Genomic DNA, 16,858 nt, shown 5'->3' on the forward strand with positions numbered 1-16,858 from the left:
CTATCAGGACTTCTTGTCGACCGGCGGCGGAGCGACCGGAGCCGGGTCCGGCTGCTTCTTGTCGGCAGACTTGGCGTCGTCGTTCTCGGGCTTCAGGCCGTTGGCGATCTTGTCCTTGATCTTGGGGATCTCGGCTTCCTCGGGCTGCGAGTTCAGCGCCCGGTTCCACTGATAGACGGCCTCAAGCTTGCGGCCGACATGCCAGTAGGCATCACCAAGGTGATCGTTGATCGTCGCGTCGCCAGCCTTGATTTCAGCGGCCTTCTCCAGCTCACCAACGGCGTCGTCGAAACGGTTGAGGCGGTAGTAGGCCCAGCCGAGCGAGTCGATGATGTAGCCGTCGTCAGGTCTGAGATCGACGGCCTTCTTGATCATCGTCAGGCCTTCGTCGAGGTTCTTGTTCATGTCGATCCAGGAATAGCCCAGATAGTTCAGAACCTGCGGCTGGTCCGGATTGAGTTCCAGCGCCTTGCGGAAATTCGGCTCGGCCTGATCCCACTTCTTCAGCCGCTCATAGGCAATGCCGCGCTGGAAGAACACGGTCCAGTCGGAGCGGCCCGGCAGCGCGCCGATTGCCTCGACGGCCTTGTCGTAATTGGCCGCCATCGCCGGATAGTCCTTGGCGTCCGAGAGGACGCTGCCATAGGCGAGGTAGCTGCGGATATCGCTCGGGTCGGAGGTGATCAGCTGCTGCAGATGCTTGCGCGCCTCGTCCACCTTGCCGCCTTGGGCGAGCGCCAGGCCGAGCTGCAGTTCCGAGATGCGGCGCATCGGCGAATCCGCCGGAACCTTCTGATAGAACTCGATGGCGCGGTCCATCTGTTCCTGCTTCTCGGCAATGCCGCCGAGCAGAACCAGCGTATCGGGGCTGTCGGGATCAAGCGCATTGGCGGTCTGCAGGTAGAGCGAAACGATGTCTTCGGCGCCATCGCGGTTCAGCGCGGCGCCGACGGAGAAGAGCACGGCAGCCGCACCCTGCGCTGCGTTCTCGACCTGCTGTTTCGGCTTTTCGCCGCTCTCGATGCTCTGGCGCAGCGCCTTCAGCGGCGCGTAGTTCGGCAGCAGGTTATCGCCGACGGAAATGGCGTCCAGGGCCTTCTGCTTGTTGCCCTGCGATGCCTCGAGGCGCGCCAGCGCCATGATCGAGCGCATGAAGGTATCGGGCGCCGTGGCGCCGCCATCCTTGTCGAGCACGGCATCGTTCAGGTGCTTGCGGGCGGAGGCGATATTGCCGTTGACGATGGCGATCGCACCGGCATGGTAGTTCTGGAAGATGCGGAACCAGTCCGGTCCCTTCATCTTCTCGACCATCGCCAGCGCTTCCTTGCCGCGTCCGGCGCCAAGGCGCGACCAGGCCGACAGCAGGTCGTTCATCATCCGGTCCAGATCGTTCGGACCATCATATTTCAGGATCGCTTCGGCGCCCTTGTAGTCGCCGCGGCTGACGGCATCCATGCTGCGAACGACGGTCGTCACGCGCTCGATGCTCGGGTCGAGCTTCAGCTCGTTGGCGTATTTGACGCCTTCCTTGAAATCGCCGCTGAGCAGCAGCGAGATCATCAGGCGCTGGCGGATTTCCGGATTGCCCGGCTCGATCTGCAACGCCTTCTTGTAGAGCTCGATTGCCGTCTTGTAGTCGTGATCGACATCGGCCGTCCGGGCAGCAAGGAAGGCACCGGAGAAGGTGGAAACCGTATCCGGATCGAACATCACGGTCGGGCTGGCTTCTTCCGTCTTCGCCGCGTCTTCGGCATGCGCGCCACTCAATGCGCCGAGCGAAAGGACGGCTGCAAGGGCTGCGCTCGAAAGAAGACGGATGGCAAATCTCTGCCGCATTAGAAAACCTCTCTTCAATGCAGCCGGCAAAGCTCCGGCCGCGAAATCAGCTGCGATGACTGATTCACAACAGGATGGCTTTTTTGAAGCGGCCCTGCAACAAAATCAGCCCGCGATCAAAGACCTTTGATTAGTTGACGCGCTCGATGCAGAAGTCGATGACTTCCATCATGGCCGATTTCCATGGCGTATCGGGAAGCGGCGCCAGGGCGTCGCGCGCGATCGTGCCATAGTGGACCGCCCGGGCGATCGTATCGTTCAGCGTGCCATATTTGGTGATCAGGCCGAGCGCCTTTTCGAGGTTCGCATCGGTGCTGTTGCCGCCCTCGATCGCATCGCGCCAGAAGGCGCGCTCTTCCTGCGTGCCGCGGCGGTAGGCCAGGATAACCGGGAGGGTGATCTTGCCCTCGCGGAAATCGTCACCGACATTCTTGCCGAGATCGGCAGCCTTGCCGCCGTAATCCAGCGCGTCGTCGACCAGCTGGAAGGCGAGGCCGAGGTTCATGCCGTAGGACTTCATCGCATTGCGGCCGGACTTGCCGGCCTCGGCAACGATCGGGCCGACTTCGGCCGCCGCGGCAAAGAGAGCCGCCGTCTTGGCGCGGATGACCGAGAGATAGTCGTCCTCGGTGGTTTCCATGTTCTTGGCGACGGAAAGCTGCAGCACTTCGCCTTCGGCGATGACGCAGGCAGCCGAGGAGAGAACGTCGAGCGCATCGAGCGAACCGACATCGACCATCATGCGGAAGGCCTGGCCGAGCAGGAAGTCGCCAACGAGAACGCTGGCCTGGTTACCCCAGATGGTGCGGGCGGTGGACTTGCCGCGGCGCAGATCGCTTTCGTCCACCACGTCGTCATGCAAGAGCGTTGCCGTGTGCATGAATTCGACGGAGGTCGCGAGCTTGATGTGGTTTTCGCCCTTGTAGCCGAACAGACAGGACGAGGCGAGCGTCAGCATCGGGCGCAGACGTTTGCCGCCGGAGGAGATCAGGTGGTTGGCAACCTCCGGGATCATCTGTACGTCGGAACCGGCCTTCGAAAGGATAAGCTGGTTCACCCGATCCATATCCGCCTTTGTCAAATCGACCAGCGGCTTGACGGATGCCAGTTTGTTTTTGCTTTCTTCAAGCGGTATGACCACGCCCAACGACCCGGACTCCTGTTCACTCATTGAGTTTGACAATAGAAAGGGGCGGGAGAAGCGGCAAGGGGTGAATTGTCGCGTAGCGCAAATTTGAAACGGAATTGACCGCAAATGCATGAACTTATCCGCGCCAACGATCCCGTCCTGCTCTCTTTTGCGGAGAGCCTGTTAAAGGACGCCGGAATTCACTGCTTCGTGGCCGATCAGGGCATGAGCATTCTGGAAGGTTCGCTCGGCATGCTGCCGCGCCGCCTGCTGGTTGACGACGAGCGCGCCGCCCAGGCCCGCCGTATCCTCACCGATGCCGGTCTGGCCGACGAGCTGCGCGCGGAAAAGTGAGCCGATGGCGCCAGCGGTTTCCGAAACGATCGATGCCTTCCACCGCGGCGGCTTCCATATCGTCCAGCCGAAGGGCCGGGGGCACCGCTCGGGCATGGATGCAATGCTGCTCGCCGCTTTGGTTGCCGACGACCGGGTTATCAAGGTCGCCGATCTCGGAGCGGGCGCCGGTGCGGCCGGTCTGGCGGTTGCGTCGCGGCTGCCGAACGCGCAAGCCGTGCTGTTCGAGCGTTCGTCCGAGATGGCCGATTATGCGAGGCGCAGCATGGCGCTGCCCGACAATGCCCATATGGCGGGCCGTGTCTCTGTGGTCGAAGCCGATGTGACGCTGACCGCCAAGGCCCGCAACGACGCCGGGCTGCTCGACGAGAGCTTCCACCACGTCATCATGAACCCGCCCTTCAACGATGCAGGCGACCGCAAGACGCCCGATGCCCTGAAGGCGGAAGCGCATGCGATGACATCAGGCCTGTTCGAAAGCTGGATTCGCACCGCCGGCGCCATCATGATCCCCGGCGGCCAGCTGTCGCTGATTGCCCGCCCGGAATCGATCGCCGAGATCATCGCCGCCTGCGGCCGCCGCTTCGGCGGCATCGAGATCACCGCCATTCATCCGCGCCAGGGCGAAAACGCGGTCCGCATCCTGGTGACCGCGATCAAGGGTTCGCGGGCGCGGCTTTCGCTGCGGGCGCCGCTGATCATGCACGAAGAGGGGAGCCACAAGTTCTCCCCTCTCGTCGATGATTTCAACAATGGCCGCGCGGCCTATGAGCGGCTTTAGCCGATCACGAAATCCAGTAGCAGCTTGACGTTCAGCCCGGCGATGACGACGGCGATCAGGTAGGCGATCGCCGAGAGCCAGCGCGGCGCGACAAGTTCGCCCATCTTCGCCTTGCTGGCGGTGAACATCACCAGCGGGAAGACGGCGAAGGAGAGCTGGAGGCTGAGCACCACCTGCGTCAGGATCAGCAGCTCTGCCGTTCCCGCATCGCCGTACCAGATGGTAACGAAGGCGGCCGGGATGATGGCGATCGCGCGAGTGATGAGACGGCGCACCCATGGCTGCACCTTCATCTTGATGAAGCCTTCCATGACGATCTGGCCTGCAAGCGTTGCCGTCACCGTCGAATTCAGGCCGCAGCAGAGCAGCGCGATACCGAACAGCGTCGGGGCAATCGCAAGACCGAGCAGCGGCGCGAGCAGCGAATGCGCTTCGCCGAGTTCCACCACGTCAGTCTGCCCGTTGGCATTGAAGGCGGCGGCGGCCAGGATCAGGATCGAGGCATTGATCAGCAGCGCGAAACACAGCGCAACCGTCGAGTCGATCGTCGCAAACGTCAGCGCCTCGCGCTTTTCCGGCAGCGTGTGGCCGAAGTCGCGGGTCTGCACGATGCCGGAATGCAGGTAGAGATTATGCGGCATGACGGTGGCGCCAAGGATGCCGAGCGCCAGATAGAGCATCTCCGGATTGGTGACGATCTCGGTCGTCGGGAAGAAGCCGGTCAGCACGGCGCCCCACTGCGGATCGGCGAGCAGGATCTGTACGCCGAAGCAGACGGCGATGACGCCGAGCAGGGTGATGATGAAGGCCTCGACCCAGCGGAAACCCATTTTCTGCAGATAGAGAATGAGGAAGACGTCGAGTGCGGTGATCAGCACGCCGAGTTCCAGCGGCACGCCGAAGATCAGGTTGAGGCCGATCGCTGTGCCGATCACCTCGGCGATATCGGTGGCGATGATGGCGATTTCCGCGAATGCCCAGAGTGGAATGGAAACCCACTTCGGAAACGCATCGCGGCAGGCCTGCGCCAGATCGCGGCCGGAAGCGATGGCAAGACGCGCGCAAAGCGATTGCAGTACGATCGCCATCAGGTTCGACAGCAGCGCAACCGTCAGCAGCGCATAGCCGAACTTCGAGCCGCCGGCGAGCGACGTCGCCCAGTTGCCGGGGTCCATATAGCCGACCGCGACCATGTAGCCCGGACCGGCGAAGGCGGCGATCCTGCGGAGTTTCGATCCGTCGCGTCTCGTGTTGACGCTGCGATAGACGTCGGAGAGCGAAGCCTCCTCGCGGTCGAACCGCCAGCCGCCTTTTCTCTGCGGATTCAAAACATCCATGTCATTTCCACCTGTTTCCTATTTTCGCACTATGACCGATTAGAATGATAATGCAAGTCATTCGCAACAAGAAATCGCAACAACAGCCTTTCGCCTGCATTCCGGGTCTTTTCGGAACGCACCCATTGCGTTTGCCGTTCCGCTGCATACATGGATTGCGACGCCGAAACGCGAAGAAGGATTTGAAATGGCCGGATTTTTGAGAAAGCTGATGCCGAAGCGCTTCCGAAAGGAAGGGGTGGTTATTCCTGTCGTCAGGCTCCAGGGCGCCATCATGAGCGGCGGCAATCAGTTCCGTCCGGCGCTCAATCTGGCCTCGGTCGCGCCGATGCTGGAAAAGGCTTTCTCCGCCAAGGATGCACCGGCTGTCGCGATCTCGATCAATTCACCGGGCGGCTCGCCGGTGCAGTCGCGCCTCATCTTCACCCGCATCCGCGAGCTCGCCCGCGAGAAGCAGAAGAAGGTGCTTGTCTTCGTTGAGGATGTCGCGGCCTCCGGCGGCTACATGATCGCGCTGGCGGGTGACGAGATCATCGCCGACCCGACCTCTATCGTCGGCTCGATCGGCGTCGTCTCCGGCGGCTTCGGCTTTCCGGAGCTGTTGAAGAAGATCGGTGTCGAGCGCCGCGTCTATACCGCCGGCGAGAACAAGGTGATCCTCGATCCCTTCCAGCCGGAGAAGGAAAAGGACATCGAATACCTGAAGACCCTGCAGCTCGAGATTCATCAGGTCTTCATCGCGATGGTGCGCGAGCGCCGCGCCGGCAAGCTGAAGGATGACGAGACGGTGTTCTCCGGCCTGTTCTGGACCGGCGCGCGCGGCCTCGAACTCGGTCTGATCGATGGCCTCGGCGACATGCGCCAGGAGCTGAAGAAGCGCTACGGCCACAAGACCAAACTGGAACTCGTCACCGCTGCCCGCGGTCTCTTCGGCCGCCGCGTTCCCGGCATCTCCAGCATGTCGCTCGACGGTGCGGCATCCGGTCTCGCGACGGGACTTGTCGAAGCGGCCGAAGAAAAGGCATTGTGGAGCCGGTTCGGACTATAAGAAGGGGCGGAACGAGGGGCAATGGCGCAGCTTTTTACTGTTATCATCCTGATATGCGCCGGCTGGTGGCTCTACCGCCGCTTTATTTCCGACGCCCAGCGCCTGCAGGAAAAATCCCGCCGCGCTGAAAAGGAACGCCAGACGGGCGCTGTCGGCACGCTGGTGAAGGATCCGGTGACGGGGGAGTACAGGGTGAAGCGGGAGGAGGAGTAGCTTTTGGCGTCATATGATGATATACATTCTTAATGTATATCATGGAGTACGGTCATGCAGGTCGCGAAATGGGGTAACAGTCTTGCTGTACGGATCCCGTCAGCAGTAGCCGACGCGCTGGGCCTGAGAGAAGGCGATGACATCGCGATCAGGATTGCCGGTGACCGCTCCTTCGAGATTGAGCGCAACGATACGCGCTCCACAGCACTCGCGAAAATCCGGTCGCTCAAAATCAAGCTGCCGGAAGGCTGGAAGTTCGGTCGGGATGAAGCAAATCAGCGATGAGATCAATCTCTCCGCATTTCCTCGACACCAACATCCTGATTTACGCGGTCAGCGACGACCCAAAGTCCATGGTGGCTGGTGAGCTTCTTGAGCGGCCGTTCATTATCAGCGCTCAGGCGCTCAATGAGTTCGCTAATGCCGCTCACAAGAAGCTTGGCATGTCGTGGCTGGATATTGGGGAGCTGCTGCAAAACGTCGTGACTGTTGCGGCGGCTGTCGTCGCAGTCGACGAGACGTTATCTCAGGAGGCCGTCGTACTTGCCGCCCGGTATAATCTTTCCTTCTACGATGCCGCCATGATAGCTGCGGCGCTTCGTACTCAATGCGAGTGCTTCTATTCGGAAGACATGCACGATGGGCTCGTGATCGAGAGCCGCCTGACGATAACAAATCCATTCAAGGCGGCTGCGAAGAATGAGGCGCAGGGTCAAATTCAAAAGCCTTGACCCTTGTCCCCCGCCGTGGCACCTGTCCCGGCAAAATAAGCAACCGGTGACTTCCAATGTCTGCATCGATCCCCGACCATATGAACCCGAAGCGCTCCTTTCAGGCGCTGATCCTCACCCTGCATAATTACTGGGCGGACAAGGGTTGTGCGGTCTTGCAGCCCTACGACATGGAAGTCGGCGCCGGTACCTTCCATCCCGCAACCACGTTGCGCGCCCTTGGCCCGAAGCCGTGGAAGGCCGCCTATGTCCAGCCGTCGCGCCGCCCGTCGGATGGCCGCTACGGTGAAAACCCGAACCGCCTGCAGCACTACTACCAGTATCAGGTCATCCTGAAGCCGAACCCGCCGAACCTGCAGGAGCTTTATCTCGGCTCGCTGGCAGCCATCGGCCTCGATCCGCTTCTGCACGATATCCGTTTCGTCGAGGACGACTGGGAAAGCCCGACGCTGGGTGCCTGGGGTCTCGGCTGGGAATGCTGGTGCGACGGCATGGAAGTCTCGCAGTTCACCTATTTCCAGCAGGTCTGCGGTCTCGAATGCTCGCCGGTCGCGGGTGAGCTGACCTATGGCCTCGAGCGCCTCGCCATGTATGTCCAAGGCGTCGACAACGTTTACGACCTGAACTTCAACGGCCGCGATGGCGACGAGAAGATCAGCTATGGCGACGTGTTCCTGCAGGCCGAGCAGGAATATTCCCGTCACAATTTCGAATTCGCCAATACCGAGATGCTGCATCGCCACTTCATCGATGCCGAGAAGGAATGCCAGGCGCTTCTCGCCGCCGGCGCTCCCGGCGACAGCGACAATCACCGCCTCCACAAATGCGTCTTCCCGGCCTACGACCAGTGCATCAAGGCCTCCCACGTCTTCAACCTGCTCGACGCCCGCGGCGTCATCTCGGTCACCGAACGCCAGGGCTACATCCTGCGCGTTCGCACGCTGGCCAAAGCCTGCGGTGAGGCCTTCCTGCTGACGGATGCCGGTGGGGTGAACCTCTCCAGGGACGCTGCTTAAATCCGCATATCAGGGGCTCACGATACCGTGAGTTCGCGGATGACAAGTCTTGTGAACATGCATAGTCTCCCCGCAACTCTATTTCCGTTGCGGGGGATTCTTGATGTACATCATACTTGGCCTGATCGTCCTGATCGCCCTCTATGCCATTTTCATCTATAATGGCCTCGTCCGCGCCCGGCAGATGGCTGAGGAGGCATGGTCAGGCATCGATGTGCAGCTGAAGCGCCGTGCCGATCTGATCCCGAACCTGATCGAGACGGTCAAGGGATACGCCACCCACGAAAAGAGCACGCTGGAAGAGGTCGTCGCGCTGCGCAACAAGGCGCAGGCGGTTCCCGCTGGTGACGTCGCCGGCAGGGCGCAGGCGGAAGGTCTGCTTGGGGCCGCACTTGGCCGGGTCATCGCCCTTGCTGAAGCCTATCCGGATCTGAAAGCCAACACCAATTTCGCCGAGCTGCAGACCTCGCTGGAAACCATGGAAAGCGAAATCCAGATGGCCCGCCGTTATTACAACGGCGCCGCGCGTGATCTGAACGTCAAGGTCGAGAGCTTCCCCTCCAATCTGGTTGCCGGTCAGTTCGGTTTCCAGAAGAAGGAATATTTTGAGATCACCAACGAGGCCGATCGCGCCGTTCCCACAGTCAAATTCTGACGTTTGTCTTTGCGCAAAAGCTGCTATGAGCAGGCCGGTCACGGCTTAAGCGTAATGGACGGAATACAATCGTCATGGGTACAGACAAGAAACTCACCATCATCCCGGTCAAGGCACCGCTCGAAGGCCGCGCGGTGCCTCCCGGTTCCAAGTCGATCACCAACCGGGCGCTGCTGCTTGCCGGTCTTGCCAAGGGCACCAGCCGGCTGACCGGCGCGCTGAAAAGCGACGACACCCGCTATATGGCCGAAGCCCTGCGGGCCATGGGTGTTCAGATCGACGAGCCCGATGACACCAGCTTCGTCGTCACCGGCAATGGCAAGCTGCAGGCGCCGAAGGAACCGCTGTTCCTGGGCAACGCCGGAACCGCCACCCGCTTCCTGACGGCCGCCGCCGCGCTCGTCGATGGCACTGTTGTCGTCGATGGCGACCAGCACATGCGCAAGCGGCCGATCGGCCCGCTGGTCGATGCGCTACGCACGCTCGGCATCGATGCCAGCACGGCAACAGGCTGCCCGCCGGTGACCGTCAACGGCACCGGCACTTTCGATGCTACCCGCATCGAGATCGATGGCGGCCTTTCCAGCCAGTATGTCTCGGCCCTCTTGATGATGGCCGCCGGTGGCCACAAGTCCGTCACGATCGAGCTGCTCGGCGAGGATATCGGCGCTCTCGGCTATATCGACCTGACGACCTCGGCGATGCGTGCCTTCGGCGCCAAGGTCGAGAAGACCAGCGAGGTCACCTGGCGCGTCGAGCCGACCGGCTATACGGCTGCCGACTACGTCATCGAGCCGGATGCCTCGGCCGCGACCTATTTCTGGGCCGCCGAAGTGCTGACCTCGGGCAAGATCGATCTCGGCGTTCCCAATGCCGCCTTCACCCAGCCGGATGCCAAGGCCTACGACGTCATCGCGAAGTTCCCGAACCTGCCTGCCGAAATCGACGGCTCGCAGATGCAGGACGCGGTGCCGACGCTGGCCGTTCTCGCGGCCTTCAACAACACGCCGGTCCGCTTCGTCGGCATCGCCAATCTGCGCGTCAAGGAATGCGACCGCATCCGCGCGCTATCGACCGGTTTGACGCAGATCCGCGCCGATCTGGCACGCGAGGAAGGCGACGACTTGATCGTCAATGCCGATCCGAAGCTTGCGGGTCAGCATCTGCCGGCGTCAATCGATACCTTCGCCGATCATCGCATCGCCATGAGCTTTGCTCTGGCCGGCCTGAAGATCGACGGCATCACCATTCTGGATCCGGATTGCGTCGGCAAGACGGTTCCGGCCTATTGGCGCATGCTGGCAGCACTCGGCGTTACCTACGCCAACGAAAGTTGAGATAGCAAAGCGGCAGCTGCCGCGATCGGGGAGGGGTGGAATGATCCTGCGGTCTTTGGGCGTGTGCCTGGCGTTGTTTATGGCGCTGACGGTGCGCACGGCACTCGGCGCGGAGATCATCTCCTCCTTCAATTCCGATATCCGGCTCGAAAAGAGCGGGGCGATGACGGTGGCCGAGACCATCACCGTCAATGCCGAAGGCAATCGCATCCGCCGCGGCATCTTCCGCGATTTCCCGCTGACCTTCACCGATGAGAACGGACGCCTCCGCAGCGTCGATTTCGACGTCGTCTCGGTGACCCGTGACGGCAATGACGAGCCCTGGAAAACGGAATCGATCTCCGGCGGCATCCGCATCTATGCGGGTTCGGAAGACGTGATGCTTTCGCCCGGCCGCCATCAATATGTCTTCACCTACCGGACGAACCGGCAGATCCGTTATTTTGCCGATCATGACGAACTCTATTGGAACGTCACCGGCAACGGCTGGATCTTCCCGATCATGGCCGCCACCGCGACGGTCAATCTGCCTGATGGCGTCAGCGCTACAGATACCAATTTCTTCACCGGCCCCTTCGGCGCGAAGGACAAGAACGCCCGCGTCTCCGGCAACAACACGCGCCCGGTCTTTTCCACGACGCAGCCGTTGAACGCCGAGGAGGGCCTGACGATCGCCGTCAAGTTCCCGAAGGGCGCCATCGATCCGCCGAGTGAATCCGATCAGAACATCTGGTGGCTGAAGGATAACCGCGATTACTTCATCGGCTTCGGCGGCCTGATCCTGGTCTTCCTCTATTACACCCGCTCCTGGCTGAGGGTCGGGCGCGATCCGGCCCGCGGTGTCGTCGTGCCGCGCTGGGATGCGCCTGACAATATCTCGCCGGCGCTGGTGAACTACATCGACAACAAGGGCTTCTCCGGCCAGGGCTGGACGGCGCTGTCCGCGAGCGCGCTGAACCTTGCGGTGCGCGGCTTCGTCGTGCTTGAGGATCTCAAGCAGTCGATCGTCATCCGCCGCACCGACAAGCCCAATGTCGGGCAAAAATTCGAGGCGGGCGAGGCGAGCCTGCTGAATGCCGTTGGCAGCCGGGGATCGCTCACCATCGACAAGGCCAATGGCGAGCGGGTGAAATCCGTCGGCCAGAATTTCCGCTCGGCGATCGAGCGCGAACATCGCGGCAAATATTACAACGCCAATACCGGTTATGTGACCGGCGGGGTCGTGCTCAGTGTTGCGGTGCTGATCATTCTCTTCGTCTTCGGCTCGCTGCAGCCGGATACGATTGCGCTGATGATCATCCCGATCGCCGTCGTCGCCTTCCTCTCGCTCTTCGTCGCCGGTTTCGCAAAATCTTTCCGGCGCGGCCATTCGCTCGGCTCGAAGATCATGTCGGTCGTGGCGATCGGCATCGGCGGTTTCATCGGCTTCAGCATCGTTTCGTCGTTGGCGCTGGCTCTCTTCTCGTCGCTGATGGAGCTTCACGAAACGCCGATGCTCTTCGCGGTCGGCGGCATCGTCTTCCTCAACATGCTCTACGTCTTCATCATGGGCGCCCCGACCATGCTCGGCGCCAAGATGATGGATGGCATCGATGGTCTCCGGCAATATCTGACGCTTGCCGAGAAAGACCGGATGAACATGGCGGGCGCGCCGGAAATGTCGCCGCAACATTTTGAAAAGCTCTTGCCCTATGCGGTGGCGCTCGGGGTCGAAAAGCCCTGGAGCCGGACCTTCGAGACCTGGCTGGCCGCCGCCGCAGCCGGTGCTGCCGCCGCCTATGCGCCCACCTGGTATTCCGGCAATTTCAACAGCGGCAGTTTTTCGGATCGCATCGGCGGCTTCTCGTCCTCGATGGCCTCCACCATCGCCTCGACGATCCCGAGCCCGCCGCCTTCGAGCTCGTCCTCGGGCTTTTCCGGCGGTGGCGGCTCGTCCGGTGGCGGCGGAGGCGGCGGTGGTGGAGGAGGCTGGTAGTGGCTGGGCTTCGCCCTGACGTACTATCGCACCGCCCCCTCATCCGCCCTTCGGGCACCTTCTCCCCAGCGGGGAGAAGGTGGCCCGGTAGGGCCGGATGAGGGGGCCGCGCGGCACATAGGAGCCTATTAATCACCCCAACACTTGACCTTTCGCCCCGCTCCGCTTAACCGCCAAGCGGAAAACGGAAAGGGATCGCGCATGAAGGTTCTGTTGATCGGTTCGGGCGGCCGCGAGCATGCTCTCGCCTGGAAGCTGGCGCAGTCGCCGCTGCTGACGGAACTCCATGCGGCACCCGGCAATCCCGGCATTGCCGAGCATGCGGTCCTCGCCCCCATCAACACCGAAGACCAGGATGCGGTCATCGCCTTCTGCCGCGACAAGGCGATCGATTTCGTCGTCGTTGGCCCCGAAGCGCCGCTGGTCGCCGGATTGGCCGATACGCTCCGGGCTGCCGGTTTCAAGGTCTTTGGCCCGTCCGCGGCCGCTGCGCAGCTTGAGGGTTCCAAGGGTTTCACCAAGGATATCTGTGCCCGCTACGATATCCCGACCGGCGCCTATCAGCGTTTCAACAACGCGCCCAAGGCCAAGGCCTATATCCGCGAGCAGGGCGCCCCGATCGTCGTCAAGGCCGATGGCCTGGCGGCCGGCAAGGGTGTGACCGTCGCAATGACCGTCGATGAGGCGCTGGCCGCCGTCGATGATTGCTTTGAAGGCGCCTTCGGTGCTGCCGGTGCGGAAGTCGTCGTCGAAGCCTATCTCGATGGCGAGGAAGCCAGCTTCTTCTGCCTCTCGGACGGCAAGCATGCGCTGGCGTTGGCGACGGCGCAGGATCACAAGCGCGTCGGCGAGGGCGATACCGGCATCAATACCGGCGGCATGGGTGCCTATTCTCCGGCACCTGTGATGACCGAAGAGATGGTCGAGCGCACGATGAAGGAAATCATCGAGCCGACCATGCGCGGCATGGCCGAGAGCGGCTATCCGTTCCAGGGCGTGTTCTTCGCCGGCCTGATGATCACCGCCAAGGGTCCGGAACTGATCGAATACAACGTCCGCTTCGGCGATCCGGAATGCCAGGTGCTGATGATGCGGCTGAAGAGCGACCTCCTGCCGCTGCTGCTCGCCTGCGCCGACGGCACGCTGGATCAGGCAAGTGCCGAGTGGAGCGACGATCCGGCGCTTACTGTGGTCATGGCCTCCAAGGGCTATCCGGGTTCCTATGACAAGAACACGCCGATTGCCTCAATCCCGGAAGCGGGCGAGGGGGCCAAGGTCTTCCATGCCGGCACGGCGCTGAAGGACGGCCAGCTGGTTGCCACCGGTGGCCGCGTACTCAACGTCACGGCAACGGGCACCAGCGTCAGCGATGCCAAGCGCCATGCCTATGCGCTGCTCGATCAGGTCGAGTGGGACAACGGTTTCTGCCGCCGTGATATCGGCTGGCGCGCAGTCGAGCGCGAAAATACGTGAGAGCTGGCTCGAAATCGGGTCAGTTCGCTAAATTTTTACCCTTTCCCCTGACCGGATGGAAATAAAGACGCGCTATTCTCCTGTTCATAGTCAGACGGAGTAGCGTTCATGCGTCAGTTCATCCTCGGTGCGGCAATCGCCCTTATCGCCGGTTCGGCAATGGCATCGTCCATCGATGTCATCAAGCCAACCGCGCCTGAAGGCAATGGCAGCATTCTCAAGGAAACCTGCACCAGCTGCCCGCCGCTTGCCGTCGCCGAACGCAAGAAGGATTACACCGTTCCGACCCTGGCGTCCGGTTCGCTGCAGGCCAGCGAGCTGCGCGATGTCGGCGGCGAGAAGAAGCTCTACCGCACCGAAGGCTGGATGGGCGGATCGCCCGTCGTCTTCGTCACCAAGGCAACGCCCGAAGTCCTGCAGGCTTTCGACAAGAGTGCCACGCCCGCAGAAGGCATCGATCCGACTGCCACGACGTCGGTCATCGGCCTTGACGCCAAGCCGGCCACGGCAGGTATGACGGCAGAGACGGAACAAACCGCGCCGTTGGACATTTCCTCCTTCAAGCTGCGCATGTAGCAGCAAAAAGTTCCCTGCCCCTGACCCGGTCAAGGTTTGATCGCTGGGGTCCGCTTAGCGCGGATTGAATGCGCTCCTGAGAGAAGCAGGGGCGCATTCTTTATTTTGATTGAATGATAAATTACGCATACAACGCATGCGCTTATGCGAAAAAACGGGACTCATAATTGACCGTTCCGCGCGCCGATATCGTTAAGGCATCGTTTAACCATTCACCATAATTCTAGCCACCGGAGGCCGGAGCGAGCATGATTGCGCTTGCTGAAAGTGCGTGGTGACACGTGCAAAGGACGGGAGTTTCCCGATCCGGTGTTTTATAAATTTCACCACTTTCGCGAGACAATTATGAAAAAGCTTAAAATTGCCCATCAGCTTTTTGCTCTTGTCGGTGTCCTCATGGCGGCCTTTGCGGTTGCCACCTATTTCCAGATCCGCACAACGTCGCAATCCATCTACGAAGACCGCTTCGATCTGCTGCGTACGCAGGTCGAGTCTGGCATCTCCATCCTGAACACCTATTATGAGCGTGAGAAGGCAGGCGAGATGACGCATGAGGCCGCCCAGGCCGAGGCGTTCAAGGTTCTCTCCAAGGTCAAGTTCGACCCGAACGGCTATCTCTTCGGCTTCGACTACAACGTCTTCCAGCGCTTCCATCCAAGCCCGGTCAATATCGGCAAGGACATGAGCGGCCAGGTCGACAAGCGCGGCACCCATTTCAGCAAGGAAATGGTCGAAAAGGGCAAGGCCGGCGGCGGCGAGACGATCTATTTCTGGAGCAAGCCCGGGCAGCCCGAGACGGAAGTGTTCCTGAAGGGCGCCTATTCCAAGGCCTTCGATCCCTGGCAGCTGGTCGTCGGCTGCGGCGTCTATTTCGATGACCTGCAGGCGCAGATCGACGCGACGCTGTGGAAGGCCTTCATTGCCTGTGGCATCGTCTTCCTGGCCGGCATCGGCGCCGCGTTCTACTTCATCCGCGGCATTTCCAGGCCGCTCAAGGATGTCCACGAAGCACTTGAGGCCGTTGCCAACGAGCGCGTCGATGCAAAGATCCCGCATACCGAACTCAACAACGAAGTCGGCATGATGGCCCGCGCCACGCGGTCACTGCAGGAAAAGGTTCGCGAACGTCACGCCATGACCGAGCGCGAAGCGGTTCAGCAGCTTGAGCTCGAGAGCGAGCGCGAAAGCAACCAGCGCAGCCAGCGCGATGAAGCTCTCGCACAGACCCGTGTCGTCACCACCATTGGCCAGGCGCTGGAACAGATCGCTCAGGGTGACCTGACCGTTCGTTGCGGCGACATCGGTCAGAAATACGCAGCCCTCCGCGACAATTTCAACGAGGCTCTCTCACACCTCGAGGCGGCCATGGCCAAGGTCAGTGCCAAGGGCGGCGATATCGGCATGGCGAAGGAAGAGATCCGCCGCGCATCCGGTGAACTCTCGCAGCGCACCGAGCGTCAGGCTGCCAGCCTGGAAGAAACTTCGGCTGCTCTCGACGAGCTCACCGTTGCCGTCCGCCAGACGGCCGAGGGCGCCCATGAAGCCAGCAAGCGCGTTCATGCCGTCAGCACCGAAGCCAGCCGCAGCGACGCGGTTGTTACAGAAGCGATCAGCGCGATGAGCGGTATCGAGAAGTCTTCCGACGAGATCGGCAAGATCATCGGCGTCATCGACGAAATCGCCTTCCAGACCAACCTGCTGGCTCTCAACGCCGGTGTCGAAGCGGCACGTGCCGGTGAATCCGGCAAGGGCTTTGCAGTCGTCGCTCAGGAAGTCCGCGAACTGGCCCAGCGCTCTGCCGCTGCCGCCAAGGAGATCAAGGATCAGATCGCCCGCTCCTCCAGCCAGGTCGACCAGGGCGTCCGTCTGGTCGGCGAGGCAGGTGAAGCCCTGAAGCGCATCTCCGATCAGATCAAGTCGGCCAACGAAATCGTCGCCAAGATCGCTCACAGCGCGTCCGAACAGGACTCCACGCTGCGCTCGATCTCGTCCTCGATGAACCAGCTGGATGCGGCAACTCAGCAGAACGCAGCGATGGCCGAAGAGACCACCGCTTCGGCTGAAACACTCGCTGCCGATACCGACGAACTGCTCGGCCTGATCCGCGGCTTCCGCATCGGAAACACCCAGCAGGACATGGTCCGCACACGCCGCGCGGCCTGATTTCCCGCGCTCCAAAACACGCGATAACAGATGATCTGAAATCACCGGGCATTTGCCCGGTGATTTCTCATAACTATATGATTTTAAATGATTTTATTGTTAGGTCGGCTTACTTTTTAAGGCTTTTTTAGTCGTTTTTATGCCATTGTCCTCTTGCCGGCCGCAGCATGTTCTTAAGCAGCGGTATAAGCGGTCTTCACGGACTCGCTCGCACAAGCGGTATCAGACCGCGCC

At 61.3% G+C, this 16,858-nt stretch carries 16 protein-coding genes; 13 read left to right on the forward strand and 3 right to left on the reverse strand.

Going from position 1 to position 16,858, the window contains the following annotated elements:
- Positions 1–3 precede the first annotated feature (3 nt).
- Both AC1DV9_RS15195 and AC1DV9_RS15200 read right to left on the reverse strand, forming a co-directional pair.
- Entirely contained in the window at positions 4–1,836 is a 1,833-nt protein-coding gene (locus AC1DV9_RS15195) for a tetratricopeptide repeat protein (RefSeq protein WP_477948810.1), read from the reverse strand.
- Between the two features lie 130 nt (positions 1,837–1,966).
- On the reverse strand, positions 1,967–2,983 hold the full coding sequence (locus tag AC1DV9_RS15200) for a polyprenyl synthetase family protein (protein WP_112390538.1): 1,017 nt from the start codon (positions 2,981–2,983) through the stop codon (positions 1,967–1,969).
- Positions 2,984–3,091: 108 nt separating this feature from the next.
- On the opposite strand from AC1DV9_RS15200, the gene AC1DV9_RS15205 reads away from it, so the two are divergent.
- Together AC1DV9_RS15205 and AC1DV9_RS15210 are read left to right on the forward strand one after the other, a co-directional pair.
- Entirely contained in the window at positions 3,092–3,319 is a 228-nt protein-coding gene (locus AC1DV9_RS15205) for a putative signal transducing protein (RefSeq protein ID WP_112390537.1), read from the forward strand.
- Positions 3,320–3,323: 4 nt separating this feature from the next.
- On the forward strand, positions 3,324–4,100 hold the full coding sequence (locus AC1DV9_RS15210) for a tRNA1(Val) (adenine(37)-N6)-methyltransferase (protein WP_477948812.1): 777 nt from the start codon (positions 3,324–3,326) through the stop codon (positions 4,098–4,100).
- Here AC1DV9_RS15210 and AC1DV9_RS15215 read toward each other — a convergent pair.
- A complete protein-coding gene (locus tag AC1DV9_RS15215) occupies positions 4,097–5,437 on the reverse strand; it encodes an Nramp family divalent metal transporter (RefSeq protein WP_477948813.1) in 1,341 nt (446 codons plus the stop codon). The two genes, AC1DV9_RS15210 and AC1DV9_RS15215, sit on opposite strands and share 4 nt — an antisense overlap.
- Positions 5,438–5,624: 187 nt before the next feature.
- Between AC1DV9_RS15215 and AC1DV9_RS15220 the strand changes: the two genes are divergently transcribed.
- From AC1DV9_RS15220 to AC1DV9_RS15270, 11 genes are all read left to right on the forward strand, one after another.
- Complete coding sequence (locus AC1DV9_RS15220; protein ID WP_477948814.1) at positions 5,625–6,485, forward strand: S49 family peptidase; 861 nt, start codon at positions 5,625–5,627, stop codon at positions 6,483–6,485.
- Between the two features lie 21 nt (positions 6,486–6,506).
- A complete protein-coding gene (locus AC1DV9_RS15225; RefSeq protein ID WP_112538087.1) occupies positions 6,507–6,698 on the forward strand; it encodes a hypothetical protein in 192 nt (63 codons plus the stop codon).
- A gap of 54 nt (positions 6,699–6,752) precedes the next feature.
- Positions 6,753–6,983, forward strand: a complete 231-nt coding sequence (locus AC1DV9_RS15230) for an AbrB/MazE/SpoVT family DNA-binding domain-containing protein (RefSeq protein WP_112390531.1) — start codon at positions 6,753–6,755, stop codon at positions 6,981–6,983.
- Complete coding sequence (locus AC1DV9_RS15235) at positions 6,980–7,429, forward strand: PIN domain-containing protein (protein WP_477948816.1); 450 nt, start codon at positions 6,980–6,982, stop codon at positions 7,427–7,429. Before AC1DV9_RS15230 ends, AC1DV9_RS15235 begins: the two co-directional genes overlap by 4 nt.
- 56 nt (positions 7,430–7,485) lie before the next feature.
- Positions 7,486–8,445 carry a glycine--tRNA ligase subunit alpha gene (locus AC1DV9_RS15240; protein WP_477948818.1) on the forward strand — a complete coding sequence of 320 codons (960 nt, stop codon included), beginning with the start codon at positions 7,486–7,488 and terminating at the stop codon, positions 8,443–8,445.
- Positions 8,446–8,548: 103 nt separating this feature from the next.
- On the forward strand, positions 8,549–9,100 hold the full coding sequence (locus tag AC1DV9_RS15245) for a LemA family protein (RefSeq protein ID WP_112518686.1): 552 nt from the start codon (positions 8,549–8,551) through the stop codon (positions 9,098–9,100).
- A 74-nt stretch (positions 9,101–9,174) separates the two neighbouring features.
- Positions 9,175–10,437 carry a 3-phosphoshikimate 1-carboxyvinyltransferase gene (locus tag AC1DV9_RS15250; RefSeq protein WP_477948819.1) on the forward strand — a complete coding sequence of 421 codons (1,263 nt, stop codon included), beginning with the start codon at positions 9,175–9,177 and terminating at the stop codon, positions 10,435–10,437.
- Between the two features lie 40 nt (positions 10,438–10,477).
- A complete protein-coding gene (locus tag AC1DV9_RS15255) occupies positions 10,478–12,412 on the forward strand; it encodes a DUF2207 domain-containing protein (RefSeq protein ID WP_477948821.1) in 1,935 nt (644 codons plus the stop codon).
- Positions 12,413–12,613: 201 nt separating this feature from the next.
- The gene (gene purD, locus AC1DV9_RS15260; protein ID WP_477948823.1) at positions 12,614–13,885 is read left to right on the forward strand and encodes a phosphoribosylamine--glycine ligase; all 1,272 of its coding nucleotides are present in this window, start codon (positions 12,614–12,616) and stop codon (positions 13,883–13,885) included.
- Between the two features lie 108 nt (positions 13,886–13,993).
- Positions 13,994–14,461, forward strand: coding sequence for a plant virulence effector HPE1-like domain-containing protein (locus tag AC1DV9_RS15265; protein WP_310292324.1), 468 nt, complete (start codon positions 13,994–13,996; stop codon positions 14,459–14,461).
- Between the two features lie 345 nt (positions 14,462–14,806).
- Positions 14,807–16,624 carry a methyl-accepting chemotaxis protein gene (locus tag AC1DV9_RS15270; protein ID WP_477948825.1) on the forward strand — a complete coding sequence of 606 codons (1,818 nt, stop codon included), beginning with the start codon at positions 14,807–14,809 and terminating at the stop codon, positions 16,622–16,624.
- The last annotated feature ends 234 nt before the right edge of the window (positions 16,625–16,858 follow it).

This window comes from Rhizobium sp. 01L410, assembly GCF_056400165.1.

Coding starts and splice junctions, on each gene's coding strand:
- AC1DV9_RS15195 (WP_477948810.1), bottom strand. CDS start 1,836: ATGCGGCAGAGATTTGCCATCCGTCTTCTTTCGAGCGCAGCCCTTGCA.
- AC1DV9_RS15205 (WP_112390537.1), top strand. CDS start 3,092: ATGCATGAACTTATCCGCGCCAACGATCCCGTCCTGCTCTCTTTTGCG.
- AC1DV9_RS15210 (WP_477948812.1), top strand. CDS start 3,324: ATGGCGCCAGCGGTTTCCGAAACGATCGATGCCTTCCACCGCGGCGGC.
- AC1DV9_RS15215 (WP_477948813.1), bottom strand. CDS start 5,437: ATGGATGTTTTGAATCCGCAGAGAAAAGGCGGCTGGCGGTTCGACCGC.
- AC1DV9_RS15220 (WP_477948814.1), top strand. CDS start 5,625: ATGGCCGGATTTTTGAGAAAGCTGATGCCGAAGCGCTTCCGAAAGGAA.
- AC1DV9_RS15225 (WP_112538087.1), top strand. CDS start 6,507: ATGGCGCAGCTTTTTACTGTTATCATCCTGATATGCGCCGGCTGGTGG.
- AC1DV9_RS15230 (WP_112390531.1), top strand. CDS start 6,753: ATGCAGGTCGCGAAATGGGGTAACAGTCTTGCTGTACGGATCCCGTCA.
- AC1DV9_RS15235 (WP_477948816.1), top strand. CDS start 6,980: ATGAGATCAATCTCTCCGCATTTCCTCGACACCAACATCCTGATTTAC.
- AC1DV9_RS15240 (WP_477948818.1), top strand. CDS start 7,486: ATGTCTGCATCGATCCCCGACCATATGAACCCGAAGCGCTCCTTTCAG.
- AC1DV9_RS15245 (WP_112518686.1), top strand. CDS start 8,549: ATGTACATCATACTTGGCCTGATCGTCCTGATCGCCCTCTATGCCATT.
- AC1DV9_RS15250 (WP_477948819.1), top strand. CDS start 9,175: ATGGGTACAGACAAGAAACTCACCATCATCCCGGTCAAGGCACCGCTC.
- AC1DV9_RS15255 (WP_477948821.1), top strand. CDS start 10,478: ATGATCCTGCGGTCTTTGGGCGTGTGCCTGGCGTTGTTTATGGCGCTG.
- purD (WP_477948823.1), top strand. CDS start 12,614: ATGAAGGTTCTGTTGATCGGTTCGGGCGGCCGCGAGCATGCTCTCGCC.
- AC1DV9_RS15265 (WP_310292324.1), top strand. CDS start 13,994: ATGCGTCAGTTCATCCTCGGTGCGGCAATCGCCCTTATCGCCGGTTCG.
- AC1DV9_RS15270 (WP_477948825.1), top strand. CDS start 14,807: ATGAAAAAGCTTAAAATTGCCCATCAGCTTTTTGCTCTTGTCGGTGTC.